Annotated in this window: 4 protein-coding genes; 3 read left to right on the top strand and 1 reads right to left on the bottom strand. The window is 63.9% G+C overall.

The window, feature by feature from the left end:
* The 3 genes from AWC17_RS03700 to lpqS form a co-directional block, all read left to right on the top strand.
* Positions 1–7,694, top strand: a 7,694-nt coding sequence (locus AWC17_RS03700) for a non-ribosomal peptide synthetase (RefSeq protein WP_141224452.1), incomplete at its 5' end; no start/stop codon positions are given.
* A gap of 411 nt (positions 7,695–8,105) precedes the next feature.
* The gene (locus AWC17_RS34280) at positions 8,106–8,441 is read left to right on the top strand and encodes a four-helix bundle copper-binding protein (RefSeq protein ID WP_141224450.1); all 336 of its coding nucleotides are present in this window, start codon (positions 8,106–8,108) and stop codon (positions 8,439–8,441) included.
* 170 nt (positions 8,442–8,611) lie between these two features.
* On the top strand, positions 8,612–9,058 hold the full coding sequence (gene lpqS, locus AWC17_RS34275; RefSeq protein ID WP_462498409.1) for a putative copper homeostasis (lipo)protein LpqS: 447 nt from the start codon (positions 8,612–8,614) through the stop codon (positions 9,056–9,058).
* A gap of 329 nt (positions 9,059–9,387) precedes the next feature.
* Here the strand turns inward: lpqS and AWC17_RS33010 are convergent.
* On the bottom strand, positions 9,388–9,625 hold a 238-nt coding region (locus tag AWC17_RS33010), incomplete at its 5' end, for a hypothetical protein (protein WP_208618357.1).

Raw genomic sequence — 9,625 nt, 5'->3', positions numbered from 1 at the left:
AAGCAACACTGGACTGCCTGGGCCGCGCCGACACCCAGATCAAACTCCGCGGACAACGCATCGAGTGTGGCGAAATCGAGAACGCCCTGCTGGCCTGCCCGCAGGTCGCCCAAGCCGCCGCCACCGTGCACCACAGCCCCACCGGAGGCCCTCAACTCGTCGCCTACATCAGCGGATCGGGGCCCCTGGATCCCACCGCGATACGTCAGCAGTTGAGCGGGCGGTTGCCCGCTTACCTGGTGCCGGCTCAAGTGGTGGTGCTCGACGAGTTCCCGCTGACCTCCTCGGGCAAGCTCGACCGAAACGCGTTGCCCGCACCGATGTTTGCCGCCGCAGAATACCGGCCGCCGCAGACGGCGACCGAAAAAATCGTCGCCGACGTCTTCGCTGACGTGCTCGGCGTAGACCGGGTCGGTCTCGACGACGACTTCTTCGCCCTCGGCGGAGATTCGTTGATCGCCACCCGGGTGAGCGCGCGGCTGCAGCTCGCGCTGGACAGGGAGGTGCCGGTGCGGTCTCTGTTCGACTCCTCCACCGTCGCCGATCTCGCCAACCATCTGCACCGCCAGCGCACGGGCCGCACTCGGCCTCCGGTGACGCCGGTGCCGCGCCCGGAGCGGATCCCGTTGTCGTACGCCCAGCAGCGGTTGTGGTTCCTCAGCCAATTCGAAGGCGGCGCCGCGACCTACAACATGCCCACCGCTTTCCGGATCACCGGACCGCTTGACATCGATGCGCTGACCGCGGCCATCGATGATGTCATCGCCCGCCACGAAATCCTGCGCACCGTGTACCCGGAGTTCGATGGTGTGCCGTTCCAGCAGGTACTGCCGATCGACGCGGTGACGTGGCGGTGCGGCGAGGCGGTGGTCTCGCTGCGAGAGCAGGATCTGCCGCGCGAGTTGATCGCGCTGGCGGGGTACCGGTTCGACTTGTCGGCGGAGATCCCGATCCGTGCGCAGATCTATTCGGTAGGTCCCCAGCAGCATGTCGTGGCGATGGTGTTGCACCACATCGCCTGTGATGGGTGGTCACTGTGGCCGATGGTCAGCGATGTGGGCGAGGCGTATCGGGCGCGCAATCAAGGCCATCCGCCGCAGTGGGCGCCGTTGGCGGTGCAGTATGCGGATTACACGTTGTGGCAGCGGGAGTTGTTAGGGCAGCAGCCCGATCCAGACAGTGTGACTGCTGGGCAGATGCAGTACTGGCTTGACGAGTTGGCAGATCTGCCGGAGCTGGTGACGCTGCCCACCGACCGGCCCCGCCCTCCGGTGGCCAGTTATCGCGGTGATGCGGTAACTGTGCAGATCGACCCGCAGCTGTGGGCAGGGGTCAAGCAGCTGGCGGCGGCCCACAACGTGACCGCCTCGATGGTATTGCAAGCGGTATGGGCGGTATTGCTGCACCGGCTCGGTGCGGGTGAGGACATTGTGATCGGCACGCCGATCGCCGGGCGGCTAGACGAGGCGCTCGATGATCTGGTCGGATTCTTCGTCAACACGTGGGTGTTGCGGGTTGGCATCAACTCCCGGCACCGATTCAGCGATGTGCTTCAGCAGGTGCGTAACAAGGCGCTCAACGCCTACAGCAACCAGGATGTTCCGTTCGAGCGGCTGGTCGAGCAGCTCAACCCGGTCCGCTCGACGGCGCACCATCCGCTGTTTCAGGTGTGCGTGGCCTTCCAGAACAATGTGCGCCCGGAGGCGGTGCAGATCGACGGGGTCAGCGTCGAGCAGATGTCGGTTTGTACTCATACCGCCAAGTACGACCTGGATTTCGAGCTGAGCGAGGTCCCCACCGAGGACCCGGCGGCGCCGGTGGCCGCCGGGGTGGTGTCGTATGCCACGGATTTGTTTGACCGGGCCACCATCGACCGTTTGGTCACCCGGTTCGTGCGGGTGATCGAGGCGGTAGTGGCGGATGCGTCGGTGGTGGTGGGGGAGGTGTCGTTGCTGGATTGCGGTGAGCGGGATCTGGTGGTGTCGGGGTGGTTGGCTGCGGCGGTGGCGGCTGATCCGGGTGCGGTGGCGGTCATCGACGGTGCCCGGGAGGTGTCGTATCGCGAGCTTGATGAGTGGTCGACGGGGTTGGCGCGGGTGTTGATCGAGGCGGGGGTGGGTCCGCAGCGCGCGGTGGGCGTGGCGATGGATCGGTGTGTGGAGTTGGTGGTGGCGTGGTGGGCGGTGGTCAAGGCCGGGGGTGTGTATGTGCCGGTGGATCGGGCCCATCCGGTTGATCGCATCGCCACGGTGTTGGACGCGGTGGACGCGGTGTGTGTGTTGACGTGTGGTGCCGACACGGTGGCCGGGGCGGGGGCGCGCCCGGTGGTGTGTGTTGATGGTGTGGATGTGTCGGATCGCTGCGCGGATCCGATTACCGATGTTGATCGGTTGGCGCCGCTGGGGGTGGACAACACCGCGTATGTGATCTTTACGTCCGGCTCCACTGGCACGCCAAAGGGGGTGGCGGTCGGCCACGCCGGCCTGTTGGGGGTGGCCGCGGCGCAACGCGCGTTGTTCGGGTTGGGCGCCGATGCGCGGATCCTGATGGTGTCGGCGCCGACGTTTGATCTGTCGATCTTTGAATGGTTGTGGGCGGCGGGGTCGGCGGCGGCGGTGGTGGTGGCACCACCGCAGGTGTATGCCGGTGAGGCGTTGACGGCGTTGCTGCAGGGCCACCGGGTCAGCGCGGCCATCGTGACCCCGACGGTGCTGGCGTCGTTGGATCGGGCGCGGCTGGATGGGTTGTCCACGCTGATTGCCGGCGCGGAGCCTTGCGCGCCGGAATTGGTGGCCGCCTGGGCGCCGGGTCGGCGCATGTTCAACGCGTACGGCCCCACCGAAACCACCATCTGGGCCACCTGCACTGCGCCGCTGTCGGCGGGTCAGCCGATCACCATTGGCGCCCCGATCCCGGGGGTGTGCGCGCTGGTGCTCGACGCCCGGTTGAACCCGGCGCCGGTCGGCGTGGTGGGTGAGCTGTATTTGGCCGGTCCCGCGCTGGCGCACGGCTATCTGGGCCAGGTGGGGTTGACCGCCGAACGGTTCGTGGCCAACCCCTACGGTGCGCCCGGGGCGCGCATGTATCGCACCGGGGACCTGGTCCGCTGGACACCCCAAGCAACACTGGACTGCCTGGGCCGCGCCGACACCCAGATCAAACTCCGCGGACAACGCATCGAGTGTGGCGAAATCCAGGCAGCCCTGACTGGTGTGGATGGCGTGGACCAGGCGGTGGTGATCGCCCGCGAGGACCGCCCCGGTGATAAACGTCTGGTGGGTTACGTGACCGGCACAGCAGATCCGGTCGGGATACGCGCCCAACTGGCCGAGCGGCTGCCGGCTCACATGATTCCGGTCGTGGTGGTGGTGGAGGCGTTGCCGTTGACGGTCAACGGCAAACTCAACACCCGCGCCCTGCCGGCACCCGAGTACACCGCTGGCGGGTATCGGGCTCCGGGCACCCCGGTCGAGGAGATCCTGGCCGGTATTTACGCCCAGGTGCTGGGAAGCGACCGCGTCGGGGTCGACGACTCGTTTTTCGACCTGGGTGGGAATTCACTGTCGGCGATGCGCCTAATCGCAGCTATCAACACCTCACTGGATGCCGATCTTCCGGTACGCAGCGTATTCGAAGCCCCCACGATTACCCAGTTGGCGTCTTGTATCGGCGGTGGGGGTTCGTGTCGGCTCCCGCGGTTGGTGCCGGTTGAGCGGCCCGCGGTGGTTCCATTGTCGTTTGCCCAGAGCCGGTTGTGGTTCCTCGACCAGTTGCAGGGGCCCTCACCGGTCTACAACATGGCGGCGGCGTTGCGGTTAAGTGGTGGGCTCGATCTTGATGCGTTGGGCCAGGCGCTGGCCGATGTGGTAGGCCGCCATGAAAGCCTGCGCACGTTGTTCCCGGCGGTCGAGGGAATACCACAGCAGGTGGTTATCTCTGTCGAACGGGCCGATTTCGGGTGGGACGTTGTTGATGCCGGCGGCTGGCCGGCGGCCCGGCTGGATGAGGCCATTAACGCGGCGGCGCGCTACACGTTTGATTTGGCGACCGAGATCCCTTTGCGGGCAACCCTTTTCACCGTCGGCGACGACGAGCACGTGCTGGTGGTCGTGGTCCACCATATCGCCGCGGATGGTTGGTCGCTAAGGCCGCTGGCCGCTGATTTGGGGGTGGCCTATGCCAGCCGCCGCGCGGGGCGGGCCCCCGACTGGGCCGATTTGGCGGTGCAGTATGTCGATTACACGCTGTGGCAGCGCGCCCAGTTTGGGGATCTCGACGATAGTGACAGCCCCATCGCTGCGCAGCTGGCCTATTGGGAGGCGGCCCTGGCCGGGATGCCCGAGCGCCTGCAGCTGCCCACCGATCGGCCCTATCCGCCGGTTGCCGATCAGCGCGGCGCCAGTGTGGCGGTGGAGTGGTCGGCGGGGCTGCAGCAGCAGGTTCGTCGGGTGGCTCGTGAGCATAACGCGACTAGTTTCATGGTGGTTCAGGCTGCCCTTGCGGTGGTGTTGTCGAAGATCAGCGCCAGCCCCGATGTGGCGGTGGGGTTCACGCTCGCTGGTCGTGATGATCCCACCCTCGATGACGTCATGGGCCTTTTTGTCAACACCCTGGTGCTGCGTGTTGAGGTCAACGGTGATCCCACCTTCGCTGAGCTGTTGGCTCAGGTTCGGGCGCGCAGCTTGGAGGCTTTCGAACACCAACACGGCCCTTTCGAAGTGCTGGTGGAGCGGCTCAACCCGTCAAGATCGTTGACTCATCATCCCCTGATTCAGGTGATGATGAACTGGCAGAATTTCGCTGGGCATAATGATCCGGCTGCTGGTTTGGTGTTGGAGGGCCTTCAGGTCACGTCTATACCGTTGGACACCCACAGCGCCCGCATGGATTTGGCGTTTTCGCTCGCTGAACGTTTCACCGACACCGGTGAGCCCACCGGAATCTGCGGAGCCGTGGAATTTCGCACCGATGTCTTCGATACCGCCAGCATCGAAGCCCTCACCGAGCGGTTAAAGCGGGTGTTGGTGGCGATGACGGGCAATCCGGGGCGGTCGTTGTCGTCGGTGGATCTGCTCGACGAGCGTGAGCATGCCCTGTTGGATGAGATCGGTAACCGGGCCGTGTTGAGTGCTGGCACATCGTCTGCGGTGTCGGTTCCGGTGTTGTTCTCCGCGCAGGCAGCCCACACACCGGATGCGGTGGCGCTCGTGTGCGAGGGGCGTTCGTGGAGTTATCGGGAGCTCGATGAGACGGCTAACCGGTTAGCTCACCTGTTGGCTGGCCGTGGTGTGGGTCCTGGGTGTGTCGTGGGGCTGCTCCTGGGGCGCTCAGCACAAGCCATTGCCGCGATCGTGGCGGTGCTTAAAGCCGGGGCGGCCTACCTACCGATCGATCCTGAGCAGCAGCGGGTGCGGATCGGGTTCATGCTCGAGGACGCCGCACCGGTGGCTGTAATCACCACCGCTGACCTGGCCGGATTGCTAGACGGCCACGACGTGGCGCTCATCGATGTCAACGACCCCGCTGTTGACATCCAACCCTGCACGGAACTACCGGCCCCGAGCCCGGACAATATCGCTTACATCGTCTACACCTCGGGCACTACCGGGATCCCTAAAGGCGTGGCGGTCACCCATCACAACATCGTCCAACTGTTTGAATCGTTTGATGCCGGCCTCACACCTGCGCCGGGGCAGGTGTGGAGCCAGTGTCATTCGCATGCCTTCGACGTCTCGGTATGGGAGATCTGGGGCGCGTTGCTACATGGCGGGCGGCTGGTGGTGATACCCGACTCGGTGACACGTTCCCCGACCGATCTTCATGATGTGCTCGTTGCTGAACACGTCACCGTGTTGACCCAAACCCCCTCTGCGGTAGCGATGTTGTCACCGCAAGGGTTGGATTCGGCGGCGTTGGTGCTCGGCGGTGAGCCCTGCCCGCCTCAAGTGGTGGACCGCTGGGCGCCTGGGCGGATGATGGTCAACGAGTACGGCCCGACCGAAACCACGGTGTGCGTGGCGGTGAGTGCGCCGCTGACACCGGGTTCGGGGGCGCCGTCGATCGGGTCCCCGGTGTCGGCGGCGGCGTTATTTGTGCTCGATGGTTGGTTGCGGCCGGTGCCGGCCGGTGTGGTCGGCGAGTTGTATGTAGCCGGTGCGGGGGTGGGGTGCGGGTATTGGCGTCGGTCTGCTTTGACGGCATCGCGGTTTGTAGCCTGCCCGTTCGGGCGTGCCGGGGCGCGCATGTATCGCACCGGCGACCTGGTGCGCTGGGGTGTTGACGGCCAGTTGGTGTTTGTGGGGCGTGCTGATGAGCAGGTCAAGATCCGCGGGTATCGCATCGAGTGTGGTGAAGTCGGGGCAGCCTTGACTGGGTTCGATGGGGTGGACCAGGCCGTGGTGGTGGCCCGCGAGGACCGCCCCGGTGATAGACGTCTGGTGGGTTACGTGACCGGCACAGCAGATCCGGTCGGGATACGCGCCCAACTGGCCGAGCGGCTGCCGGCCCATATGATTCCGGCGGCGGTGGTGGTGTTGGAGGCGCTGCCGTTGACGGTCAACGGCAAACTCGACACCCGGGCTCTGCCCGCACCCGAGTACGCTGCCGGCGGGTATCGCGCCCCGGGCACCCCGGTCGAGGAGATCCTGGCCGGTATTTTCGCTGACGTGCTGGGAAGCGACCGCGTCGGTGTCGATGACTCGTTTTTCGACCTGGGTGGGGATTCACTGTCGGCGATGCGATTGATCGCGGCTATCAACACCTCACTGCATGCCGATCTTCCGGTACGCACCGTGTTCGAAGCCCCCACGGTAAGAAGTTTGGGTCAGCGGCTGCAATGTGATTCTATTTCTGTGCAAGAAGTGGTTCCGATTGAGACTCTGAAGAAAGGTGGCGGCGTTCCGCTGTTTTGCATACATCCTGCGGGTGGGGTGAGTTGGCCGTACCGGGCTCTTGGTAATTACTTGGACTGCCCGATCATAGGGGTTCAACAAATCCTGCAGGACGAAGAAGCTGAACCTCGGTCAATTCGCGATATGGCGAAAAACTATGCCGACAGAATCCAGAAGGTTTATCCCTCCGGGCCCTACAATCTTCTCGGCTGGTCTTTCGGAGGCGTCGTAGCCCATGAACTCGCCATCGAGCTCCATCGACGCGGATGCGTAATCGCCCGCCTCATCCTGCTTGACGCTCAACCCACCATCGACAACAGCGTCACCCTGCCAAACGATGCTTTAGATGCGCAGCACATACTGGAAGAAGTCTTGCGGTTCTATCGTGTACGTATTCCAGAACAGCATGAGTCGCTTGCCTACGAGCAAATAGAAGAACCAGTCGGCGAGCCGGGAGCCCTCGAATTTAGTCGATACAAACAGCTACTGGATTTGATTGTTCAAAACTTGAATAGTGACATGGCGTTGTCTCGAACTCACGAACCGGGTGTTTTCGATGGTGATATAACGATATTTTCTGCCGTGCGGGATGAGAGCGATCGCAGTTCGTTTCTTCTGCAAAGTTGGCGACCTTACGTTTCTGGCGACATTGCCGTGTACCCGATCGACTGTACGCATAACGAAATGCTGACCAGCGAATCGCTCAGGACGTACGGCGAACAACTGTTGAACGATATTCGGTATGGGACCAAGCACGTCACTGGGGATGAGGATAAGACGTCCGGGTCGGATGCGGCGGCATAGTGAAAGTCACTAGGGCCGTCGAGGAATGGACGGCCACCAGGTATCAGGCTGGTCTTCAGGATGACGGTGACGGATGGAGGGGAGATTAGCTGGCGCACATGCGATTCCGAACCATATGGTACTCAACACGATTTGGCCCTTTCGGCGGCGAGGACTTGATAGATCTGGCTGACGGGCACTCGCTGAGCAGGGGTGGTGTTGGCTGTCAAGCAGGGTTACTTGGGCGACTCCCGCAAGATGGACGGGGGCGCACGAGTCTTGTGCGGGATTCCTGGTGCGGCGTACGCTGTTGTCCGGCAATCATTTTCGTCATGGTGGAGCGCGGTCACACTCCGGACCACGCGGGGTTGGTCACGCCTATACCGATGTGCCCCTATACCGATGTGCCGTTGAAGGCAGAAAGAGGCGATCATGGCAACAGCGATGGTGGACCAGCGAAACCGGGCGTGTCTTGACGCGTGCGCCGAATGTCAGCAGGCATGTGAGACCTGTAATTACAACTGCTGCGTCAACGACGCCCAGATGGCCGACTGTGCGCGGTTGTGCCAGGACTGTGCAACCGTCTGCGCGGACTGCGTGACGCTGCTGGCGCGCGGCTCGCGGTGGGCCGCTCAGATTTGTGCGGCGTGCGCGGCGATCTGTGATGCGTGCGCGGCAGAGTGCGAAAAGCACGACAATGACCACTGTCGCGAGTGCGCGCGGTCGTGCCGTCAATGTGCGGAGCAGTGCCGCGCTATGGCCTCTTAAGGCGGCCGCCCGGCCCTGGGGGATAGGGATCAGGCTTACCCTGTCCTGCATCCCTCTCACAGCACCGACCGGCGATATCTGCCAATCGGGGTGATTCGCAGCAGAGTCTTCACCAAACCGAGCCGCAGACGTCTGTGGAGTCCACACCGGATGGTGTACCCTATGCGGGTATGGGGCACAGTCGGGTGTGGTCCGAAGTCCGCCGCATCACGGCAGGTAGACCACCACGGTCACAGTTCGTCGTTGCCGTGGCAGCAGCGGTGGCGGCTCTCGCTATCGCTGGCCACTGCGGATTGTCGCGCGCTGTGCCTCAGCATCTTTCTCCCGTGCAATCCGTGCTTTCGTCGCGGGGCGGTGAGCTCACTGCCCACGCCGGCCAGCCGCATCTTGTCGACGGCTTGCCGAATTGCAAGGCATCCACGGTGTTGGTGACTCCTGCGCTACCAAAATCGGCGAATACTGCTCTCATCGCGCTTGGCGCCGGTCTTACCGCGGTTATCGGCATGGCTTTGCTGGCGCAGCTCGTGCCGCCGGCCGGGCGGAGCCCGCCGCTTGCGCTCGTTACCTCCCTTAGCGGTCAAGACCGTTTGACCAGGTTCTGTCTAGCTCGTCGCTGACCCGTCAGCATCAGGCCGTGGCTTTATGCCAGCACGGCCGGTGATCGCTGGCCCACGTCAACTCCCGCGCTTAACGCCGCGGCCTCGATCGAAGCGACGATCGCATGAACAATGTCGTTTACTCGACTTTTGAGTACATCAATATCGTTGAGCCACAGGGCTTGTGGCAATCCGCGCACGCTAGGTGCATGCCGCCGCCGTTTCGTGGCGGTCGGCCATTCGTCCCTGTCGCGGGCCGCGCGCCATCGTCGCTGTGGGCTCCGGCTGTTGGGATTGCCCCGCGTCGACCGATGCCGCGAACCGTGGCTGGTGGCCCAAGCCAACCCGTTCTACGCCCCACGGTATTCAGTGCCGGATGCCAGCAGGTCCGCAAGGGCTGGCTGGCCGAGCTGATGGCCTCCGATCGTCAAGCTCGCAATCCTCACCAGGTCACCAGCTGCCGCGATGTTGGGCATCACTCGACCGATCGAGTGAGTCCGCGTCGTCGGCCGGGTCGTGTCCCTGCCGCGGTGTAAAAGAATCCGGACGTAGGTTCCCTCGAAGACCGGCAAGTCTGATGGAAGGAGC

Origin of the sequence: Mycobacterium nebraskense (assembly GCF_002102255.1) — a bacterium.
Lineage (GTDB): Bacteria > Actinomycetota > Actinomycetes > Mycobacteriales > Mycobacteriaceae > Mycobacterium > Mycobacterium nebraskense.
Note: the sequence above shows the minus strand (reverse complement) of the source record. Positions and strands in the feature narration are given on the sequence as shown.